Source organism: Streptomyces albofaciens JCM 4342, from assembly GCF_008634025.1.
GTDB classification, from domain to species: domain Bacteria; phylum Actinomycetota; class Actinomycetes; order Streptomycetales; family Streptomycetaceae; genus Streptomyces; species Streptomyces albofaciens.
On record NZ_PDCM01000001.1, the window covers coordinates 423,447 to 444,082 of the forward strand.

Genomic DNA, 20,636 nt, shown 5'->3' on the forward strand with positions numbered 1-20,636 from the left:
GGTCTGCGCTGAGGTTACCCAGTATCCCGAGCCCCATGAAGCCGCCCGGCCGGTGATCTGTGTCGCGCAGGCAACCCTTCGTGGGCGCCACCGCGTCCCCCGTAGCGGGAGTGACGAGGCGCTCGACATGAAAGTTGAGCGTGACCGGCTCAGGTCAATTGACACAGCGGCCAACGTGCTGCACGCTTGAGCCTGTTCCACTCAAGTCATGGAGGAATCGAAATGGCACGTGCGGTCGGCATCGACCTGGGCACGACGAACTCCGTCGTCAGTGTTCTCGAAGGCGGTGAGCCCACCGTCATCACCAACGCCGAGGGCGCCAGGACCACGCCGTCCGTCGTCGCCTTCGCCAAGAACGGCGAGGTGCTGGTCGGCGAGGTCGCCAAGCGCCAGGCGGTCACCAACGTGGACAGGACGATCCGTTCGGTCAAGCGCCACATGGGCACTGACTGGAAGGTCAACCTGGACGGCAAGGACTTCAACCCGCAGCAGATGAGCGCCTTCATCCTGCAGAAGCTCAAGCGGGACGCGGAGGCCTACCTGGGCGAGAAGGTCACGGACGCGGTCATCACCGTTCCGGCCTACTTCAACGACTCCGAGCGCCAGGCCACCAAGGAGGCCGGCGAGATCGCGGGCCTGAACGTCCTGCGCATCGTCAACGAGCCCACCGCCGCGGCCCTGGCCTACGGCCTGGAGAAGGACGACCAGACCATCCTGGTCTTCGACCTCGGTGGCGGTACCTTCGACGTCTCGCTGCTGGAGATCGGCGACGGTGTCGTCGAGGTCAAGGCCACCAACGGTGACAACCACCTCGGTGGTGACGACTGGGACCAGCGCGTCGTCGACTACCTGGTCAAGCAGTTCCAGAACGGCCACGGCGTCGACCTCTCCAAGGACAAGATGGCGCTCCAGCGCCTGCGCGAGGCCGCGGAGAAGGCGAAGATCGAGCTGTCCTCGTCCACCGAGACGACGATCAACCTGCCCTACATCACCGCCTCCGCCGAGGGCCCGCTGCACCTGGACGAGAAGCTCACCCGGGCGCAGTTCCAGCAGCTGACCTCCGACCTCCTGGAGCGCTGCAAGACCCCGTTCCACAACGTCATCAAGGACGCCGGCATCGAGCTGTCCGAGATCGACCACGTGGTCCTGGTCGGCGGCTCGACCCGTATGCCGGCCGTCGCCGAGCTGGTCAAGGAGCTGACCGGCGGCAAGGACGCCAACAAGGGCGTCAACCCGGACGAGGTCGTCGCCATCGGCGCGTCCCTCCAGGCCGGTGTCCTCAAGGGTGAGGTCAAGGACGTCCTCCTGCTGGACGTCACCCCGCTGTCCCTCGGCATCGAGACCAAGGGCGGCATCATGACCAAGCTCATCGAGCGGAACACGACGATCCCGACCAAGCGCTCGGAGATCTTCACCACCGCCGAGGACAACCAGCCCTCCGTGCAGATCCAGGTCTACCAGGGCGAGCGCGAGATCGCGGCGTACAACAAGAAGCTCGGCATGTTCGAGCTGACCGGTCTGCCCCCGGCCCCGCGCGGCGTGCCGCAGATCGAGGTCACCTTCGACATCGACGCGAACGGCATCATGCACGTCGCGGCGAAGGACCTCGGCACCGGCAAGGAGCAGAAGATGACCGTCACCGGCGGCTCCTCGCTGCCGAAGGACGAGGTCGACCGGATGCGCCAGGAGGCCGAGCAGTACGCGGACGAGGACCACCGCCGCCGCGAGGCCGCCGAGACCCGCAACCAGGGCGAGCAGCTCGTCTACCAGACGGAGAAGTTCCTCAAGGACAATGAGGAGAAGGTCCCCGCCGAGGTGAAGACCGAGGTCGAGACCGCCGTCGCCGAGCTGAAGGAGAAGCTCAAGGGCGAGGACACGGCCGAGATCCGCACCGCGACCGAGAAGGTCGCCGCGGTCAGCCAGAAGCTGGGCCAGGCCATGTACGCCGACGCCCAGGCCGCGGGTGGTGCCGAGGGCGCCGCCGGTGCCGCGGGCGGCCAGCAGGCCAAGGCCGACGACGACGTGGTCGACGCCGAGATCGTGGACGACGAGAAGCCGAAGAAGGACGGTGCCGCGTGACGGAGGAGACTCCGGGCTTCGAGGAGAAGCCCGACGTCCCCGCCGATGCCGCACAGACCCCTGATGACGCGGCGCAGGCCGAGTCCGCCGACACGGCGGGCTCGGCCCCGGCCGGGGATGCGAACCAGGACGTAGCTCTCACGGCGCAGCTGGACCAGGTGCGCACCGCGCTCAACGAGCGCACCGCGGATCTCCAGCGGCTCCAGGCGGAGTACCAGAACTACCGCCGCCGGGTGGAGCGGGACCGGGTGTCGGTGAAGGAGATCGCCGCGGCGAATCTGCTCACCGAGCTGCTGCCCGTGCTCGACGACGTCGGCCGGGCCCGGGAACACGGCGAGCTGGTCGGCGGCTTCAAGTCGGTGGCCGAGTCGCTGGAGACCGTGGTCGCGAAGCTGGGCCTCCAGCAGTTCGGCAAGGAGGGCGAGCCCTTCGACCCGACGATCCACGAGGCGCTGATGCACTCCTACGCTCCGGATGTCACGGAGACCACGTGCGTCGCCATCCTCCAGCCGGGGTATCGCATCGGTGAACGAACGATCCGTCCCGCACGGGTCGCGGTGGCCGAGCCGCAGCCGGGCGCGCAGCCCGGAAAGGCCGCCTCGGAGGACGACGCCAAGGCTTCGGACGAGGAGAGCGGTGGCCCGGACGAGGGCTGACGCGGCGGCGGAAGAAGCAGTACGGGAGGAGGGACGTCGGGGATGAACACCAAGGACTTCGTGGAGAAGGACTATTACAAGGTCCTCGGCGTCCCGAAGGACGCCACCGAGGCGGAGATCAAGAAGGCGTACCGCAAGCTGGCCCGGGAGTTCCACCCGGACGCCAACAAGGGGGACGCCAAGGCCGAAGAGCGCTTCAAGGAGATCTCCGAGGCCAACGACATCCTCGGTGACCCCAAGCGCCGCAAGGAGTACGACGAGGCGCGGGCGCTGTTCGGCAACGGCGGCTTCCGCGCGGGCCCCGGCGGCGCCGGTGGCGGATCGTTCAACTTCGACCTGGGCGACCTCTTCGGAGGCGGCGCCCAGGGCGGCTCGGCGGGCGGCGGCTTCGGCGGCGGTCTCGGCGATGTCTTCGGCGGCCTGTTCAACCGCGGCGGTGGCACGCGTACGCAGCCGCGCCGTGGCCAGGACGTCGAGTCGGAGGTGACGCTCAGCTTCACCGAGGCGGCGGACGGGGCCACGGTCCCGCTGCGGATGTCCAGCCAGGCGCCCTGCAAGGCGTGTTCGGGCACCGGCGACAAGAACGGCACGCCGCGGGTGTGCCCGACCTGCGTCGGCACCGGACAGGTCAGCCGCGGCGGCGGTGGCGGTTTCTCGCTCACCGACCCGTGCGTGGACTGCAAGGGCCGCGGCCTGATAGCCGAGACGCCCTGCGACGTCTGCAAGGGCAGCGGCCGGGCGACCAGTTCGCGCACGATGCAGGTGCGTATCCCGGCGGGCGTCTCCGACGGGCAGCGCATCCGGCTGCGCGGCAAGGGCGCCCCGGGCGAGCGCGGCGGCCCGAACGGCGATCTGTACGTCGTCGTCCACGTCGACGCCCACCCGGTCTTCGGCCGCAAGGGCGACAACCTGACCGTCACCGTCCCGGTCACCTTCCCGGAGGCCGCGCTGGGCGGCGAGGTGCGGGTGCCGACACTCGGCGGCCCGCCGGTGACGCTCAAACTGCCGGCCGGGACTCCCAACGGACGTACGATGCGCGTGCGCGGCAAGGGCGCGTCGCGCAAGGACGGCACCCGCGGCGACCTGCTGGTCACCGTCGAGGTGAGCGTCCCGAAGGACCTCGGCGACAAGGCACGGGAGTCGCTGGAGTCCTACCGTGAGGCGACCGCGGGCGAGGACCCGCGGGCGGAGCTGTTCCAGGCCGCGAAGGGAGCATGAGTCGGATGGATGGCCGGGGCGGGCGTCGGAACCCGTATGAACTGACCGAAGAGTCGCCGGTGTACGTCATCTCCGTCGCGGCTCAGCTCTCGGGCCTGCACCCGCAGACCCTGCGGCAGTACGACCGGCTGGGGCTGGTCTCGCCCGACCGTACGGCCGGGCGCGGCCGGCGCTACTCGGCCCGGGACATCGAACTGCTCCGTGAAGTGCAGCGGCTGTCGCAGGACGAGGGCATCAACCTCGCCGGCATCAAGCGCATCATCGAACTGGAGAACCAGGTCACGGCGCTGCGCCAGCGGGTCGCCGAGCTCCAGCACGCGGTCGAGGGCGCGGCTGCCGCCATGCAGCAGCGGGAGGCGGCCGTGCACGCCTCGTACCGCCGGGATCTGGTGCCCTACCAGGACGTGCAGCAGACCGGCGCGCTGGTCGTGTGGCGTCCGAAGAAGCGGTCCTCCGACTAGGCCGTAATCGTCCGTGGGCGGGGCCGGGGTGCACAGCGCACTCCGGCCCCGCCGCTTCGTGCCGTGGTGCCCGGCGGGTTCAGCAGCCGTTGTACCCGGCCGTCGGCATGGACAGCCGGCGGTGCACATGGGACTTCATCGCGCTGGTGTAGACCGGCTCGTCGTAGTCGGCGATCTCCAGGCGGACGCCGGCGGCGGCGCAGCGGGCGGTGAACTCGTCGGCCGAGGCGATGGCGTTCTCCAGGGCGCGCCGGTTGGCGGCGACGAAGACATCGACCAGCCCGGCCTCCACGTCCTGCCACAGCGCGGCGTGGTCGGCGCGGAGCTGGTGCACGCTCAGCCGGCAGGTCAGGTCGTAGTCGCGGGCCTCGGCCCAGCGCGTGCACATGGCGTGCTGTGTGCGGTCGTCCACCAGGAACGGGTCGTCGTCCAGCCCCGACAGCGGCATGAGGCAGGCGATCGCCGTCACTCGGACCGAGTTCATCGTGCCCCCCGGGGCGTGGCGGGTGTGGGGGTGACGATACCGCCGTGGGCGGACCGGGGTGGAGGGGCGGTGCCGGGCGGGGAGGCGTATCCGCACGCGTGGCAGATCGCCCAGCCGTCCTGGTTCACGGCGAGCTGGCCGCCGCAGCGGGGGCACAGTTCGGCGCGGGCGGGACGTCGGGTGCCGGGGGAGCGGACGCCCGTACGGGCAGGGGCGGGTCCGGTGCGTGATGCAGACGCCATGCGCTCTCCAACAGCAGTTTTCCGCTCCGCGGGGGTGCGCGGCGGGAGCGGTTGTCCCGCTCTCGGCTTAGCAGGGGGGCGTGCGGCGGCGGAAGCGCGCCGTCCGAATCCGGCCAGGTACGGACCTGGCCGGTCGGTGTCCTACGCGCGGCCGAGCGCCTTGGTCACGGTGATCTCCACCATCACCCGGTCCGGCTTGGGCGTGGGGGTGCGGCCGTACCGCTCGGCGTAGCGCCGTACCGCGTCCGCCACCACGTCGGCGTCCGTGCGGATCCGGGCCACGCCTTCCAGGGTGGCCCATCGCTTGCCGTGCACCTGGCACACCGCGACCCGGGCGCCGTCAGCTCCCCCGGCGAGGATGTGGCCGACCTTGGCGCTGTCCTTGCGGGTGATCACGCGGGCGATGCGCTGGTTGGCGTCGAAGGTGACGCCGACCGGGACCACGTGGGGCGTGCCGTCGGGGCGCAGGGTGGTCAGCGTGCACATGAGGTGCTCGCTCCAGAAGGCGAGGTACTCGGGGCTGAGGTCGTCCAGGTCGTGGGCCATGAGCGGAAGAGTAATTGGGGAACCTGTGGGGGCGCCGTGAGAAAAAGCTGCGGAGGAACGGTGAAGGCCGAGTGGAGGTACCGGGGAGGTGCCGGGAAAGCGCCCTATGTCCCGGGAGAACGCGGAAGATCGCGCCCGGCGCCGCACCGGTCCCGGCCGTCCGGGCCCGGTACGACGGAGGCAGGTCGGACGGCCCGGTCCGGTCGACGGCGGTGCCCGGACGGGCGTCTCCGGTGCCCGAACGGCGGCCTCCGGTGACCGGCCGCGCGGGAACCGGCGGGGGCGGGAAAAGCATGGCCCGGCGCTCCGGGTGCACCCGTAGAAGGGCCGGAAGACGCCGTACGCTGTCCGGAACGGCCTTGAGTGGAATAGACTCAACTTATCGGACGTTGAGCTGAGCAGGTTCTGCCGCCTGGCGGCACCGAGCACACACCGAGCACAAGGAGGAGCGGCCGAGTGGACGCCGAGCTGACCAACAAGAGCCGCGAGGCGCTGAGCGCCGCCAACGAGCGGGCGGTGACGGCGGGACACGCGGACATGACCCCCGCGCACCTGCTGCTCGCCCTCCTCGCCGGCGCGGACAACGAGAACATCACCGACCTGCTGGCGGCCGTCGAGGCGGACGCCGTCGCGCTGCGCTCCGGCGCCGAACGCCAGCTGGCCGCCCTGCCCAGCGTGCAGGGCTCGACCGTCGCCCCGCCGCAGCCGGACCGCGACACGCTGGCCGTCATCGCCGACGCCGCGCAGCGCGCCAAGGAGCTGGGCGACGATTTCATCTCCACCGAGCACCTGCTCATCGGCATCGCCGCCAAGGGCGGCCGCACCGGTGAGCTGCTGGCGGAGCAGGGCGCCACGGCCAAGAAGCTGCTGAGCGCCTTCGAGGACAGCCGGGGCGGCCGGCGGGTGACCAACCCGGACCCGGAGGGCACCTACAAGGCGCTGGAGAAGTTCGGTACGGACTTCACGGCCGCGGCCCGCGAGGGCAAGCTCGACCCGGTCATCGGCCGGGACCAGGAGATCCGCCGCGTGGTGCAGGTGCTCTCCCGCCGTACGAAGAACAACCCGGTGCTCATCGGCGAGCCCGGCGTCGGCAAGACCGCCGTGGTCGAGGGCCTGGCGCAGCGGATAGTGAAGGGCGACGTGCCCGAGTCGCTGCGCGACAAGCGGCTGGTGGCGCTGGATCTGGGCGCGATGGTGGCGGGCGCGAAGTACCGCGGCGAGTTCGAGGAGCGGCTCAAGACCGTCCTCGCGGAGATCAAGTCGAGCGACGGCCAGATCATCACCTTCATCGACGAGCTGCACACGGTCGTCGGCACCGGCGCCGGCGGCGACTCCGCGATGGACGCGGGCAACATGCTCAAGCCGATGCTGGCCCGCGGCGAACTGCGGATGGTCGGCGCCACGACCCTGGACGAGTACCGCGAGCGCATCGAGAAGGACCCGGCGCTGGAGCGGCGCTTCCAGCAGGTGCTGGTCGCCGAGCCGACCGTCGAGGACACCGTGGCGATCCTGCGCGGGCTCAAGGGCCGCTACGAGGCCCACCACAAGGTGCAGATCGCCGACTCCGCGCTGGTCGCCGCCGCCACCCTCTCCGACCGCTACATCACCTCCCGCTTCCTGCCGGACAAGGCCATCGACCTCGTGGACGAGGCGGCCTCCCGCCTCCGTATGGAGATCGACTCCTCGCCCGTGGAGATCGACGAGCTCCAGCGCGCCGTCGACCGGCTGCGCATGGAGGAGCTGGCGCTCAAGAACGAGACCGACGCCGGCTCGGTGCAGCGCCTGGAGAAGCTGCGCAAGGACCTCGCCGACAAGGAGGAGGAGCTGCGCGGCCTGACCGCCCGCTGGGAGAAGGAGAAGCAGGGCCTCAACCGCCTCGGCGAGCTGAAGGAGAAGCTGGACGAGCTGCGCGGCCAGGCCGAGCGCGCCCAGCGCGACGGCGACTTCGACACCGCTTCCAAGCTGCTGTACGGGGAGATCCCGGGCCTGGAGCGGGAGCTGGAGGAGGCCGCCGCGGCCGAGGCCGAGCAGGAGGCGTCCGCCGACGGCAAGTCCTCGATGGTCAAGGAGGAGGTCGGCCCGGACGACATCGCGGACGTGGTCGGCTCCTGGACCGGCATCCCGGCCGGGCGCCTGCTGGAGGGCGAGACGCAGAAGCTGCTGCGCATGGAGGACGAGCTGGGCAAGCGCCTGATCGGCCAGGCCGAGGCCGTCCGGGCCGTCTCGGACGCGGTGCGCCGTACGCGTGCCGGCATCGCCGACCCGGACCGACCGACCGGCTCGTTCCTCTTCCTCGGCCCGACCGGTGTCGGCAAGACCGAGCTGGCCAAGGCGCTCGCGGACTTCCTCTTCGACGACGAGCGGGCGATGGTCCGCATCGACATGAGCGAGTACGGCGAGAAGCACAGCGTCGCCCGCCTGGTCGGCGCCCCGCCCGGCTACGTCGGCTACGAGGAGGGCGGCCAGCTCACCGAGGCGGTGCGCCGCCGCCCGTACAGCGTCGTGCTGCTGGACGAGGTGGAGAAGGCCCACCACGAGGTCTTCGACGTGCTGCTCCAGGTGCTGGACGACGGCCGGCTCACCGACGGCCAGGGCCGCACGGTGGACTTCCGCAACACGATCCTGATCCTGACCTCCAACCTGGGCTCCACCTTCCTGATGGACCCGCTCCTGAAGGAGGACCAGAAGAAGGAGAAGGTGCTGGAGACGGTCCGGTCGTCCTTCCGGCCGGAGTTCCTGAACCGGCTGGACGACCTGGTGGTCTTCCACCCGCTCGGCACCGACCAGCTCCAGCGGATCGCGGGCATCCAGATCGCCCACCTGCAGCGCCGGCTCGCCGACCGCAGGCTGACGCTGGACGTCACCGACCGCGCCCTGACCTGGCTGGCCTGGCTCGGCCAGGAGCCGGTCGTGGACCAGCCGCAGGAGGCTTCCCCGGGGCCCGACCTGTCCTACGGCGCGCGCCCGCTGCGCCGACTGGTCCAGACGGCCATCGGCGACCAGCTCGCCAAGGCGATCCTGGCGGGCGAGGTGCTGGACGGCGACACCGTACGGGTGGATGTCGCCGAGGACGGCCGGTCGCTGGCCGTCGGTCCCGTACGGTAAGGCGCACCGGAGCGGTCGCGGCGGTCCGCCGCCGTCCCGTCCGCCGGGCCGGTTCGGCCCACAGCGGAGAGACGGCGGCGGGCTTGCCAGGACGGGGCCGGGATGGGGGAGGATGGCGAGGACCATACGAAGGGAATTCCACGGTGAGCATCGACCCGTCCTCGATCCCGAATTTCGGGGGCCAGCCCGAACCGCAGCCGTCGGGGCCTGATGGTCCCGTCCTGCCCGACCAGGACCTGGTCAAGCAGCTCCTCGACCAGATGGAGCTGAAGTACGTAGTCGACGACGAGGGTGACCTCGCCGCTCCGTGGGAGCAGTTCCGCACGTACTTCATGTTCCGCGGCGAGGAGGAGCAGCAGATCTTCTCCGTCCGCACGTTCTACGACCGCCCGCACGGCATCGACGACAAGTCGAAGCTGCTGGAGGCGATCGACGACTGGAACCGCCGGACGCTGTGGCCCAAGGCCTATACCCACACCCACGACGACGGCACGGTCCGCCTGATCGGCGAGGCGTCGATGCTGATCGGCACCGGCGTCGCACTCGAACACTTCGTGTCGAGCACGGTCAGCTGGGTCCGCGCGTCGATCGAGTTCGACAAGTGGATCGTCGAGCAGCTCGGCCTGGAGGCCGACATCGAGGGTGACGGCGAGGCGAAGCCGGGTGACGAGGAGGCGTAAGTCCTCCACACGGCCGTAGCGGCGCCGACGGGCCCCGGAGCGATCCGCTCCGGGGCCCGTCGCCGTGCTGCCGTCAGCCCCGGGCCGCGCGCCGGCAGGCTTCGCCGGCCACCACGGCGGGGACGTGGTCCTTCCGCAGTTCGAAGTAGCAGGCGCGGAAGTTCTCCCTACCGCCCTGTCCACCGACGCGGCAGGCCCGTTCGGCCACCTCTTCATCTGCGCCGGGGTACTGCTCCAGCACGTAGTAGTAGCAAGACTGCGGAGTGGCCTGGGCAGTCGGGGCAATGGCCACAGCACCACCGAAGGCGAGGGTGATACAGCCGAGGGCGGCAGCGAGACGTTTGAGCATGGCGATTCCTTTCGGACACTCCCCGAGCACATGGGTTGCGGTTCCCCCACTCATGAACGCACCGCAGCGGCCGCTTGCCCTCCTGGCAGCGGCCATTCCGGTGACCGCGGGGACCGCCCGCCCGCCGAAGCTCACAGCGGCTCGGGCGCCATGGTCAGCAGGTACAGCCCGTAACCCAGAGAGAGCACGGCCAGCGAGCCCGTCGCCAGGACGACGGCGCGCGGGCGGGCGCGGGCCAGCGCGACGGCCGCCGGGACGAGCAGCGGGAAGGCGGGCAGCAGGAACCGCGGCTTGGACGGGAAGTAGCCGGTGCCGCCGAGGGCCATGGCCACCAGTACGGCGGTGTAGGCGAGCAGCGGCAGCGGCGGCCGGTCCAGCACCAGGAGTACGAGGAGCAGCAGCGCCACGGCGAGCACCGCCGCCGCCATGTGCTGCACCAGCGGCGCGTCGTGCAGGACCATCCGCTTCAGGGACCGCAGGGTCTCCCGGCCGAAGTCGAAACGGGACCCCCAGATCTCCTGCACCTGGAAGTAGCCGCGCGGCCCCGCGCCGGTGCGCGCGCCCACCCACAGGACGTATCCGAGCCAGCCCGCGGGGGCGATCAGGGCCGCCGCCCAGTAGTGCCGGAGGGGACAGCCCTGCCGCGGTACGGGACCGTCCCGGCCGCGCCGCCACGTCCGTACGGCCGCCACCGCCAGCACCGCCGCGGCGACCGCGAGACCGTTCGGCCGTGCCAGGCCGGCCAGGGCCGCCAGCGCTCCGGCCCACAGCGGGCGGTCGGTGAGCAGCGCGTACAGGGCCCAGGCGGCCAGCGCGGTGAGCAGCGGTTCCGTGTAGCTCAGCGACTCGATGACGGCGTGCGGCAGCAGCGCCCACAGCGCCACCAGGAACGTGCCGGCGCGCCGTCCGTGGAGGTGCGCGCCGACCGCGAAGATCCCCCAGGCGGCCACGGCGGCGGCCGTCCACGCGAGCAGCAGCCCGGCGCTCAGCGCGCCGATCGGCAGGACGGTGGAGACGCCGCGGATCAGCCCCGGGTACAGGGGGAAGAACGCCAGGTCGGCGAGGGGGTCCGGGGGCCACATGTGGTGCGGCGTCGGGGAGCCGTAGCCGTACCGGGCCACGCTCAGGTACCAGTTGGAGTCCCATGTGGCGCCGAGCAGATTGCGCGGGTGGCGGCCGGTGTGCCAGGCCCACAGCGCCGTGCAGACGGCCCCCGCGAGGCGGATGGCCGTGAACAGGGCGAGGGCGGGGGCCGCACGGCGCAGCGCGGCCCGGACGTGGACGCGTACGGAGCCGGGCCGTGGCGCTGCCGCGGTGTCGACGGTCTCGGCGGACACGAAACACCTCCGGTACGCGCGGCGGCCATCCGCCGGGTCTCACGCACCCGGCACACCCCGACACCACGACTTTCGGTGCGGCCCGCCCGCCACGCGACCCCTGTAGGCCGACCGGGTGGCCTACGGGGGCGCGCGGGACTCCGCTCAGAGGGCGCGGAGGCGGTCGACCGCTTCCTGGAGGACCTTCTCCTGCTTGCAGAACGCGAACCGGACGTACGGCGCGCCCTGGTCCTGGTGGTCGTAGAACACGGCGTTGGGGATGGCCACGACGCCCGCGCGCTCCGGGAGGGCCCGGCAGAAGGCGAAGCCGTCCTCCTCGCCGAGGGGGCGGATGTCGGTGGTGACGAAGTACGTGCCGGACGGGCGGAAGACGCGGAAACCGGCGGCGGCGAGGCCGTCGGCCAACAGGTCGCGCTTGGCGCGCAGATCGTCCCGCAGCCCGGTGTAGTAGCTGTCCGGCAGCGCCAGCGCCTCGGCGACCGCGTACTGGAACGGCCCCGCGGAGACGTACGTGAGGAACTGCTTGGCCGAGCGGACGGCGGCGACCAGCTCCGGGCTCGCGGTGACCCAGCCGACCTTCCAGCCGGTGAAGGAGAAGGTCTTGCCGGCCGAGCCGATGGTGACGGTGCGTTCGCGCATGCCGGGCAGGGACGCCAGCGGAAGGTGCTCGCCCTCGTAGACGAGGTGTTCGTAGACCTCGTCGGTGATCACGAGGAGGTCGCGCTCGCAGGCGAGGCGGGCGATCTCGGTGAGTTCGGCGCGGTCCAGGACGGTGCCGGTGGGGTTGTGGGGCGTGTTGAGGAGGATGAGGCGGGTGCGGTCGGTGATGGCGTCCCGCAGCTCGTCCAGGTCGAGGGCGTACGTACCGTCCTCGGTGGACGGGCGCAGCGTCACCGGGACACGGGTGCCGCCCGCCATCGCGATGCACGCCGCGTAGGAGTCGTAGTACGGCTCCAGCGCGATCACTTCGTCGCCGGGCTCCAAGAGGGCGAGCAGCGAGGCGGCGATGGCCTCGGTGGCGCCCGCGGTGACCAGGACCTCGGTCTCGGGGTCGTACGCGACGCCGAGGTGGCCGTAGAAGCGGTGCTGGTGGGCGGCGACGGCGGCGCGCAGTTCGGGGACGCCGGGGCCGGGCGGGTACTGGTTGCCGCGGCCGTCGCGCAGTGCGCGGACCGCCGCCTCCCTGACCTCCTCGGGCCCGTCGGTGTCGGGGAAGCCCTGTCCCAGGTTGATCGATCCGGTGCGTACGGCGAGCGCGGACATCTCGGCGAAGATCGTCGTACCGAACTCCGCGAGGCGGCGGTTGAGCAGCGGTCGTGACATGCCCGCCATCCTCCGCCGAACCTCTGGACTTCCTCAACTGTGCTTTGGGGCCGGGGAGGCCGGGGCATGAGCCCCGCCGACGGACCCGGCGCGGTGCGGGCCGTCCGGAAGACGGACCGGGCGCACCGGAGTGGATCAGCGCGGATCGGAGAGGGATCGCAGGACACGTACGACAGGGCCCCGGGCTCGCCGGGAAGCGGCGGCGCCGGGGCGGGTGCCTCGCTACGGGGGACGGAAAGGAGAGTGGGGCGATGATGGGATTCGTGGTCTTCCTGGTGATCTGCGGGGTGGTCGCGGCGCTGGTGGCCGCGGCGGCGCAGGGCCGCGACGGCGGGCACCGCAGCCTCGGCAGGGGCCGGCGGGACGGCACCGGCTGGTGGGTGGCCGGTGATCCGGGACCGAGCGGCGGGCACCACCATCACGGCCACTCCTGCGGGAGCGGTGGGCACTCCTCCTGTGGGGGCGGTGGACACTCCTCCTCGTCCTGTGGTGGCGGCGGGGGCTGCGGCGGTTCCTGACGCGTTGTTGCCCCGTCCACATGCGCGGGGCCCATGCAGGTCCGCATATGCGCCGGGTGGGGCCAACGCCCGCTGGGCGGTGGGCTGTTGAACAACTGAACTGAGTGGCCCTCTGAGGGATGGAAACCCTACGAAGATGGGTAAAAACGCTGTGGGCCCCGCTCTTTTCATGATTCCCTCTCCCTAGAGAATCCCAGTTCTCGGACCCCACGTGGGCACGAGCCGGCAGACAGTCACCACCTGATCCCGTCTCCGGGGCAGGCCGGCCCACCATCCACTGCGTGCTTGCGGAGCCGACCCATGCTCACGACCCTGAAAACGGCATACACCGATACCCGTGCCTCCGATCTGGCCTGGGCGCTGGGCAGGGAGCCGTTGCCGTCCCTCGCCGTGCTCGACCTGGAACTCGCCACGGCGCACGTGCAGTTGAGGCTGCTCGGAGCATCCCACCAGGTGCTGCTGGAGGAGGAGCACGGCAGCTGCTCCGAAACGGTCGCCTGCATACCCGGCAGCAGCACCCCGCTCCCGCTGGGCGTGGCGAAACGCATCGGCGACTGGGAGTACGAATTCGCGGCGCACGTCGAGACGTTGTCGCACGGCTCGTTCGCCGGGCGCGCACAGGAGTTGCTCGCCCTGGTCGCCGAACACCCCCACGGCCTTGCCGGAACGTTCCCGGGCTCGCCGCACGCCTTCACCGCGATGCTGGCGCAGCGCGAGGACGGACAGGTGCGCTGGCGTACGTGGCACGCCTACCCGCAGGAGGGGCGCCTGGTCGCGACGCGTACGCGGGTGGGCGTACGGATGACGGCGGCGCTGTGACCGCCCGGTCGGCGGCTCCCGGCCGGGTCCGCGGGCCGGTTCGCGGACCGCGTCTCGCGACCGTAGTGCGCCAAGTCGCCCGTGTGGAAGGCTCACTACGCTCGTGTGGGTGACGTAGGGCCATCCAGGTGTCACGTAGCGTTCACGGCATGATCGACCCGCCTGATCCCGTCCACCGCGGTGCGCCCGACCCGCCGGAGGCTCCAGGTCCGGCGCGACTGCCCGTACCCGCCGGGATCGGCCGGCTGCTCGTCCTGGCCACCGTCTTCGTCTGCGCCGCCTGCGGCATCGTCTACGAACTCGAACTGGTCGCCCTCGCCTCCTATCTGACCGGGGACTCGGTCACCCAGGCCTCCGTCGTGCTGTCCGTCATGGTCTTCGCGATGGGCATCGGATCGCTGCTCGCCAAGCGGCTGCGCTGCCGGGCCGCCGTCGGCTTCGGCGCGCTGGAGGCGGGCCTCGCGCTGGTCGGCGGGTTCTCCGCGATGGCGCTCTACGCCTGCTACGCCTGGTTCGGCCAGTCCCGCTCCGTCCTGGTCGCCTTCTCCCTGGCCATCGGCGCGCTCATCGGCGCCGAGGTGCCGCTGCTGATGACGCTGATCCAGCGGGTCCGCCGCCAGGACGCGGGCGGCGCGGTGGCCGACCTCTTCGCGGCGGACTACGTCGGCGCGCTGGTCGGCGGCCTGGCCTTCCCCTTCCTGCTGCTGCCCCTGCTGGGCCAGGTCTCCGGCGCCCTGCTCACCGGTTCGGTCAACGCGGTGGCCGGGGGCGGGCTGGTGCTGTGGCTCTTCCGCAGCGACCTGTCCGTACGGGCCCGCTGGGCGCTGGTCCTCGCCAACGTGCTGGTACTGGCGCTGCTCGCCGCCGGGACGGTGCTGGTCGCCCCGTTCGAACGGGCCGCGCGGGACGCGGTGTACGGCTCGGCGGCGCGGGTCGCGGTCCGTACCGGCGCGCAGGAGGTGGTGATCACGGGCGGTACGGGTCCGGCCGCCACGGGGCGCACCGACGCGGCCGACTACCGGGGCAGTTCGGGCCGTGGCGCGGCCAGGACGGAACGCCGGGAGGCGGGGGCCGGCGGCGCGGCGGGGAGGGGCGGGCCGCTCGGGCTCTACCTGGACGGGCGGCTGCGGGTCAGCGCGGGCGACGGATTCCCGTACCACGAAGGGCTGGTGCATCCGGCCATGTCCGTCGGTCCGCACCGCCGGGTGCTGGTGCTGGGCGGCGGCGACGGGCTCGCCGCGCGCGAGGTGCTGCGCTATCCCGGCGTGGCGTCCGTGACGGTCGTCGAACCGGACCCGGGCGTGATCCGGCTGGCCCGTACGGACCCGGGGCTGTCCGCGCTCAACCGGCACGCGCTGGACGATCCGCGGGTACGGATCGTCCCGGGCGACGTGTTCGAGTGGCTGCGGCGGGGCGGCGCGACGCGCGACGGCGGCCCGTACGACGTCATCGTCGCCGACCTCCCCGACCCCGGCAGCCAGGCCAGCACCAAGCTCTACTCCCAGGAGTTCTACGGCCTCACGGCCCGCGCGCTGGCCGAGGACGGCCGGCTGGCGGTGCACGCCGGGGAGCCGCTGGTCCGGCCGCGCTCGTACTGGACGGTGGACGCGACCGTGCGGGCAGCGGGCCTGAGCACCGCCCCGTACCGGATTCCGGGGCGGACCACCGGGCGGAACGATGCGGCAAAACGCTCCTGCGCACCGGCTCCGCACGGCACCGGCCGGACCGCCTGCGGCTGGGGCTTCGTCCTCGCGGCGCGCCGGACGCCGCGTCTGGACCTGGCGCCGGACACGCCCGCGCTGCGCTCGCTCACCCGCGACGGGCTGCGTGCCGCCGGACGCGCCGCCTGCCGCGACCGCATCGACGGCCTTCCGCCGTCCACCTTGATGCATCCGCGGCACCTGGACTGACACCTGCCCGCCCGGGCCGTGACCCCTGGGCGGACAGGTGGCGCACCACCGGGCCGGGAGAAAAATGGTGCCCGACCGGGCACGTGCGCCGGGAGGGCTGGGTAGGCTCCTTTGCCATGGAGCACGAGGTGTACGTTCCGTTTCCCGTCGAGACCGTACGGCAGGCACTGTCCGAGCCGGAGCGCGTGGCGCGCTGCGTCCCCGGATGCCAACTCGACGCCGACGCGGATCCCGGCACCCCCGGCGGGCGGCTGCGGCTGCGCATCGGCAGTTCCACCATCACCTACCGCGGCACGCTGACCGTCACCGAGCGCGGCGCCGACACGGTCACCGTCGAGGCGAGCGGCATCGAGTCCCGCGGCGACGGCTCCGCCGAGCTGTCCCTGACCGTACGGCTCGCCACCGCGCCCGACGACACCGGCGCCACGGTCCTGAGCTGCACCGGCACGGTCACCAGCACCGGCCGCCTCGCGGAGGCCACCGGCCAGGCGGCCGAGTCCGCCGGCCGCCGCGTCCTGGACCGCTTCGCGGCCAACCTCGCGGCGGACCTCACGGACAACCCGGCCGACGAGCCGGCCGCGGCCGCGCCGCCGGCCGCGCAGGGCGTCTTCGACGCCGAGGTCCCGCCCCCGTCGCTCGACCCGCTCGCCGACGACGACCAGGACGACACCGTGCCCGCCGAGGCCGCGCACGCGCGCCGCACGATGATCGGGCGCAGCGCCGAGGAGGTCGACCACGCGCCGCCGCGCGGCCGGTACGCACCGGTCCCCGCGCCGCAGTCGGCGACCACCTCCGCCACCCTGCGCTGGGCGGCACCGGCCGCGGCACTGGCGCTGGCGTCGGCGGTCGTGGTGGGCAGGGTGCTGCGGCGACGGCGCTGAGCGCCCGGCCCGCGACCCGCGCCCGGCCTGCCGTCGTCTCGAACGAACTCCCCGCTAGGGTCGGACCGTGAGTGACAACGACACGCGAAACGCCGCGCCGGGACAGGTGCGGCTGACCGCCGGCGACACCGAAGTGACCGTGGACCCGGCCAACGGCTGCCGGCTCGCGAGCCTGCGCATCGGCGGCACGGAAGTGCTGCGGCAGGGCGCCAAGTACGGCTCGTTCCCGATGGTCCCGTGGTGCGGCCGGATCGAGAACGGGCGGTTCCGCAACGGTGGCGAGCTCCACCAGATGCCGGTGAACTCACCGCCGCACGCGATCCACGGCACCGGCCGCAACGTCGCCTGGAAGACGGCGCGCGCGGACGCCACCAGCGCCGCCTTCACCTACGACCTCCTCGACCCGGGCGCCGCCCCCTGGCCGTACCCGGGGCGCGTCACCCAGTTGGTCGAGCTGGCGGCGGACGGCGCATCGCTCACCCTGACCATGGGCATCGAGGCCAGCGGCGACTCCTTCCCGGCCCAGGCCGGCTGGCACCCCTGGTTCCTGCGCCGGCTCGGCGAGGAAGGGCAACAGAGCGAGGACGTACGGATCGACTTCTCGGCCGCCTGGCAGGAGGAGCGCGGCGAGGACCACCTGCCCACCGGGCGCCGGATCGACCCGCGGCCCGGCCCCTGGGACGACTGCTTCGGCATGCCGGACGGCGTGGACGTGACCCTCACCTGGCCGGACCGGCTGGAGCTGAAGGTCACCAGCCGCGCCGAATGGGTGGTGGTCTACGACGAGCAGGAGGCGGCGGTCTGCGTGGAGCCGCAGTCCGGCCCGCCGAACGGCCTCAACACGGTGCCGCGCCTGGTCACCCCCATCGACCCGCTGGAGATGTCCACGACGTGGAGCTGGCGCACGCCGGCGTGACCGGCCGGGGCCCGGCCGCCGCTCCTCGCTCCCGGCCCCGGCGTCGGGCCGGGGCCCGGGCCACCTTCTAAGCTCATGCACATGACTGACGACGTACGCGGCGATCTGCTGCAGCAGATCAAGGACAAGGCCGTGGTGCACGGCAAGGTGACCCTCTCCTCCGGCAAGGAGGCCGATTACTACATCGACCTGCGCCGGATCACCCTCGACGGTGCGGCCGCGCCCCTCGTCGGGCAGCTGATGCTGGACATCACCGCCGACCTGGACTACGACGCGGTCGGCGGTCTCACGCTGGGCGCCGACCCGGTCGCCACCTCGATGCTGCACGCCGCCGCGGCGCGCGGCCGGCGGCTGGACGCGTTCGTCGTACGCAAGGCGCAGAAGACGCACGGTATGCAGCGGCGGATCGAGGGCCCGGACATCAAGGGCCGCCGGGTCCTGGTGGTCGAGGACACCTCCACCACCGGCGGCTCGCCGCTGACCGCCGTCGAGGCGGCGCGCGAGGCGGGCGCGGAGGTGGTCGCGGTCGCCACGATCGTGGACCGCGGGGCGGAGTCGGCCATCGCCGACGCGGGTCTGCCGTACATCACCGGCTATCGCCTCGGCGACCTCGGCCTCGCCTGAGTCCCGTACCGCCTCTCCGGCGCTGACCTGCGCTTATCGCAAAGGGGTGGCTGGTTTCACGTGAAACCGGCCACCCCTTTGCGTGCGGCTGGCGTGTACGGGATGTGGAGCAAACCGCCGAGTCTGGGAAGATGAGCTACGGCGATGTCGTCGCCCCCTGGTCAGGGCCCAGAACGCACACCCGCACATCACAAGGAGCGGACAGATGCCCATCGCAACTCCCGAGGTCTACAACGAGATGCTGGACCGGGCGAAGGCAGGCAAGTTCGCCTACCCGGCCATCAACGTGACCTCGACGCAGACTCTGCACGCAGCGCTGCGTGGTTTCGCCGAGGCCGAGAGCGACGGCATCGTCCAGATTTCCACCGGCGGCGCGGAGTTCCTGGGCGGCCAGCACAACAAGGACATGGTGACCGGCGCGGTCGCGCTGGCGGAGTTCGCGCACATCGTCGCCGAGAAGTACGACATCAACGTCGCGCTGCACACCGACCACTGCCCCAAGGACAAGCTGGACGGCTACGTCCGTCCGCTGCTGGCCGTCTCCGAGCAGCGGGTGGCCAAGGGCCAGAACCCGCTGTTCCAGTCCCACATGTGGGACGGTTCCGCCGAGACCCTGGCCGACAACCTGTCCATCGCCCAGGAGCTGCTGGCCCAGGCCGCCGCGGCGAAGATCATCCTTGAGGTCGAGATCACCCCGACCGGTGGCGAGGAGGACGGCGTCACCCACGAGATCAACGACGAGCTCTACACCACCGTCGACGACGCGGTGCGGACCGCTGAGGCGCTGGGCCTGGGCGAGAAGGGCCGTTACCTGCTCGCCGCGTCGTTCGGCAACGTGCACGGCGTCTACAAGCCGGGCAACGTCGTGCTCCGTCCCGAGCTGCTGAAGGACCTCCAGGAGGGCGTCGGCTCGAAGTACGGCAAGGCCGCGCCGTTCGACTTCGTCTTCCACGGCGGCTCCGGCTCCACGGCCGAGGAGATCGCTACGGCGCTGGAGAACGGCGTCGTGAAGATGAACCTGGACACGGACACGCAGTACGCGTTCACGCGGCCGATCGCGGACCACATGTTCCGCAACTACGACGGTGTGCTGAAGGTGGACGGCGACGTCGGCAACAAGAAGACCTACGACCCGCGCAGCTGGGGCAAGCTGGCCGAGGCCGGCATGGCGAAGCGCGTCACCGAGGCGTGCGCGAACCTGCGCTCGACGGGGACCCGGATCAAGTAGCTCTTTGTGCGTGCGATGGCCCCGCGTTCAGGTGAACGCGGGGCCTCCGTGTGTTTGGCGCCTTCGGCGCGGTTCGGTGCGTGGGGGTGCGCGTTTCGCGCCTAGGGTTCGGTGGGTGGGGGCTCGGGGCCCCGCAGGGGTCACTCCTCGGCGCCGGGAGTCATCCTTGTGGTTTTTCGTAACCGGGGTCTCGGTCGTCCTGCGGGGAGACCCCTACGTGTCCCCGAGCCCGCGCCGTTTGCGGCTTTCCCGCCGCCGTGGCTGGGGTCTTTACAGACCCCTGGCGCGGGCTTACGCCTCACGTGTAGGCGCCCGGGGTTCTGCGCCTACGCCCCGCGAGCCTCACCACAGGGTGGGCGCGCACCTGGGTCATCGAAAAAACTCCCCCCACCGGCCCGCACTCGCCAAACCGGCGGGAGGGGGTGTGCAGGGGGACACTCCCCGCAGGACGACCGTAGCCCCGGTCACCAACACACACTGGTTCACTCCAGGCGCCGAGGAGATGGCCCCCTGCGCACCCCCGCCCCACAAACCAAGCAAACGCGTATCCGCGCGAAGCGCGGGCCAGGCCCCCACCCACCGCGATAGCCGCATCCGACCGCCCCACGGGAATACTGGTACCCATGGCCATTCACGAAAACCTCCTCGGGGGACCGCCCCCGACCGAACTGCCCGACGACCCCGAGCCCCGCGAGCTGCTCGCTTCGGGGGCCGCGCCGGCGGATGTTGCGGCGAAGTACCCGACGTCCTCGCTGGCCTGGGCGCAGCTTGCGGATGACGCGTTCCAGGCGGGGCGTACGGTCGAGTCGTACGCGTACGCCCGTACCGGCTATCACCGGGGGCTGGACGCGCTGCGCCGGGCCGGCTGGAAGGGGCACGGCCCGGTGCCGTTCGAGCACGAGCCCAACCGGGGCTTTCTGCGTGCTCTGCACGCGCTCGCCCGCGCCGCGCAGGCGATCGGTGAGCAGGAGGAGTACGAGCGCTGCACGACGTTCCTGCGTGACTCGTCACCGACGGCGGCGGACACGCTTTCCTAAGGCGCTGAGCTGCGCTCCCGGCTGAAGGGCCGGGGGAAAAACACGGGCCGGTCGCGCGAGCGCGACCGGCCCTTCGCACGCCTGGCCACCCCCTTGCGCGCCTTCCGTGGAGCACGGATGATGCCCATGGGCCGGGAGAGTCCGTGCCCGAGGGGACCGGGGCTCCGTTTGCCGACGGGAAGGAGCGGACCGCTACCCGGAAGCCAGCACATCGAGGAGTTCC

General features: G+C 71.8%; 19 protein-coding genes. 14 read left to right on the forward strand and 5 right to left on the reverse strand.

The window, feature by feature from the left end; genetic code table 11:
• Positions 1 to 222: 222 nt before the first annotated feature.
• The 4 genes from dnaK to CP973_RS02055 are packed head-to-tail and all read left to right on the forward strand — an operon-like array spanning position 223 to position 4,414.
• Positions 223 to 2,079, forward strand: a complete 1,857-nt coding sequence (dnaK, locus tag CP973_RS02040) for a molecular chaperone DnaK (RefSeq protein ID WP_150237046.1) — start codon at positions 223 to 225, stop codon at positions 2,077 to 2,079.
• A complete protein-coding gene (gene grpE, locus CP973_RS02045) occupies positions 2,076 to 2,735 on the forward strand; it encodes a nucleotide exchange factor GrpE (protein ID WP_150237047.1) in 660 nt (219 codons plus the stop codon). Before dnaK ends, grpE begins: the two co-directional genes overlap by 4 nt.
• Before the next feature lie 42 nt (positions 2,736 to 2,777).
• Entirely contained in the window at positions 2,778 to 3,953 is a 1,176-nt protein-coding gene (gene dnaJ, locus CP973_RS02050; protein ID WP_030645189.1) for a molecular chaperone DnaJ, read from the forward strand.
• A 5-nt stretch (positions 3,954 to 3,958) separates the two neighbouring features.
• Positions 3,959 to 4,414 carry a heat shock protein transcriptional repressor HspR gene (locus tag CP973_RS02055; RefSeq protein WP_150243011.1) on the forward strand — a complete coding sequence of 152 codons (456 nt, stop codon included), beginning with the start codon at positions 3,959 to 3,961 and terminating at the stop codon, positions 4,412 to 4,414.
• A gap of 79 nt (positions 4,415 to 4,493) precedes the next feature.
• On the opposite strand, the gene CP973_RS02060 is transcribed toward CP973_RS02055, so the two are convergent.
• Entirely contained in the window at positions 4,494 to 4,898 is a 405-nt protein-coding gene (locus CP973_RS02060) for a hypothetical protein (protein ID WP_150237049.1), read from the reverse strand.
• Positions 4,899 to 5,281: 383 nt separating this feature from the next.
• Positions 5,282 to 5,686: a pyridoxamine 5'-phosphate oxidase family protein gene (locus tag CP973_RS02070; RefSeq protein ID WP_150237053.1), complete on the reverse strand. Its 405-nt coding sequence runs from the start codon at positions 5,684 to 5,686 to the stop codon at positions 5,282 to 5,284.
• A 456-nt stretch (positions 5,687 to 6,142) separates the two neighbouring features.
• Between CP973_RS02070 and clpB the strand changes: the two genes are divergently transcribed.
• Complete coding sequence (gene clpB / locus CP973_RS02075; RefSeq protein WP_150237055.1) at positions 6,143 to 8,791, forward strand: ATP-dependent chaperone ClpB; 2,649 nt, start codon at positions 6,143 to 6,145, stop codon at positions 8,789 to 8,791.
• A 143-nt stretch (positions 8,792 to 8,934) separates the two neighbouring features.
• A complete protein-coding gene (locus CP973_RS02080; protein ID WP_150237057.1) occupies positions 8,935 to 9,471 on the forward strand; it encodes a YbjN domain-containing protein in 537 nt (178 codons plus the stop codon).
• A gap of 73 nt (positions 9,472 to 9,544) precedes the next feature.
• On the opposite strand, the gene CP973_RS02085 is transcribed toward CP973_RS02080, so the two are convergent.
• The 3 genes from CP973_RS02085 to CP973_RS02095 all read right to left on the reverse strand — a co-directional run bounded on the left by CP973_RS02085 (position 9,545) and on the right by CP973_RS02095 (position 12,480).
• A complete protein-coding gene (locus CP973_RS02085; RefSeq protein WP_150237059.1) occupies positions 9,545 to 9,820 on the reverse strand; it encodes a hypothetical protein in 276 nt (91 codons plus the stop codon).
• A gap of 131 nt (positions 9,821 to 9,951) precedes the next feature.
• The gene (locus CP973_RS02090; protein ID WP_208853121.1) at positions 9,952 to 11,157 is read right to left on the reverse strand and encodes a hypothetical protein; all 1,206 of its coding nucleotides are present in this window, start codon (positions 11,155 to 11,157) and stop codon (positions 9,952 to 9,954) included.
• A gap of 144 nt (positions 11,158 to 11,301) precedes the next feature.
• Entirely contained in the window at positions 11,302 to 12,480 is a 1,179-nt protein-coding gene (locus CP973_RS02095; RefSeq protein WP_150237061.1) for a pyridoxal phosphate-dependent aminotransferase, read from the reverse strand.
• 251 nt (positions 12,481 to 12,731) lie between these two features.
• Here CP973_RS02095 and CP973_RS02100 point away from each other — a divergent pair, with 251 nt between their 5' ends.
• The 8 genes from CP973_RS02100 to CP973_RS02135 all read left to right on the forward strand — a co-directional run bounded on the left by CP973_RS02100 (position 12,732) and on the right by CP973_RS02135 (position 20,413).
• Positions 12,732 to 12,998, forward strand: a complete 267-nt coding sequence (locus tag CP973_RS02100) for a hypothetical protein (protein ID WP_167538242.1) — start codon at positions 12,732 to 12,734, stop codon at positions 12,996 to 12,998.
• Positions 12,999 to 13,298: 300 nt separating this feature from the next.
• The gene (locus CP973_RS02105; protein ID WP_150237064.1) at positions 13,299 to 13,817 is read left to right on the forward strand and encodes a DUF2617 family protein; all 519 of its coding nucleotides are present in this window, start codon (positions 13,299 to 13,301) and stop codon (positions 13,815 to 13,817) included.
• 149 nt (positions 13,818 to 13,966) lie between these two features.
• Positions 13,967 to 15,727 carry a spermidine synthase gene (locus tag CP973_RS02110; RefSeq protein ID WP_150237066.1) on the forward strand — a complete coding sequence of 587 codons (1,761 nt, stop codon included), beginning with the start codon at positions 13,967 to 13,969 and terminating at the stop codon, positions 15,725 to 15,727.
• Positions 15,728 to 15,843: 116 nt separating this feature from the next.
• Positions 15,844 to 16,608, forward strand: a complete 765-nt coding sequence (locus CP973_RS02115) for an SRPBCC domain-containing protein (RefSeq protein WP_150237068.1) — start codon at positions 15,844 to 15,846, stop codon at positions 16,606 to 16,608.
• A gap of 67 nt (positions 16,609 to 16,675) precedes the next feature.
• Entirely contained in the window at positions 16,676 to 17,524 is an 849-nt protein-coding gene (locus CP973_RS02120; RefSeq protein WP_150237070.1) for an aldose epimerase family protein, read from the forward strand.
• A gap of 81 nt (positions 17,525 to 17,605) precedes the next feature.
• Positions 17,606 to 18,148 carry an orotate phosphoribosyltransferase gene (gene pyrE, locus CP973_RS02125; protein WP_150237071.1) on the forward strand — a complete coding sequence of 181 codons (543 nt, stop codon included), beginning with the start codon at positions 17,606 to 17,608 and terminating at the stop codon, positions 18,146 to 18,148.
• Positions 18,149 to 18,353: 205 nt separating this feature from the next.
• On the forward strand, positions 18,354 to 19,376 hold the full coding sequence (gene fbaA / locus CP973_RS02130; protein WP_150237074.1) for a class II fructose-bisphosphate aldolase: 1,023 nt from the start codon (positions 18,354 to 18,356) through the stop codon (positions 19,374 to 19,376).
• A 623-nt stretch (positions 19,377 to 19,999) separates the two neighbouring features.
• Positions 20,000 to 20,413, forward strand: a complete 414-nt coding sequence (locus tag CP973_RS02135; RefSeq protein WP_150237075.1) for a DUF3151 domain-containing protein — start codon at positions 20,000 to 20,002, stop codon at positions 20,411 to 20,413.
• Positions 20,414 to 20,636: the final 223 nt, after the last annotated feature.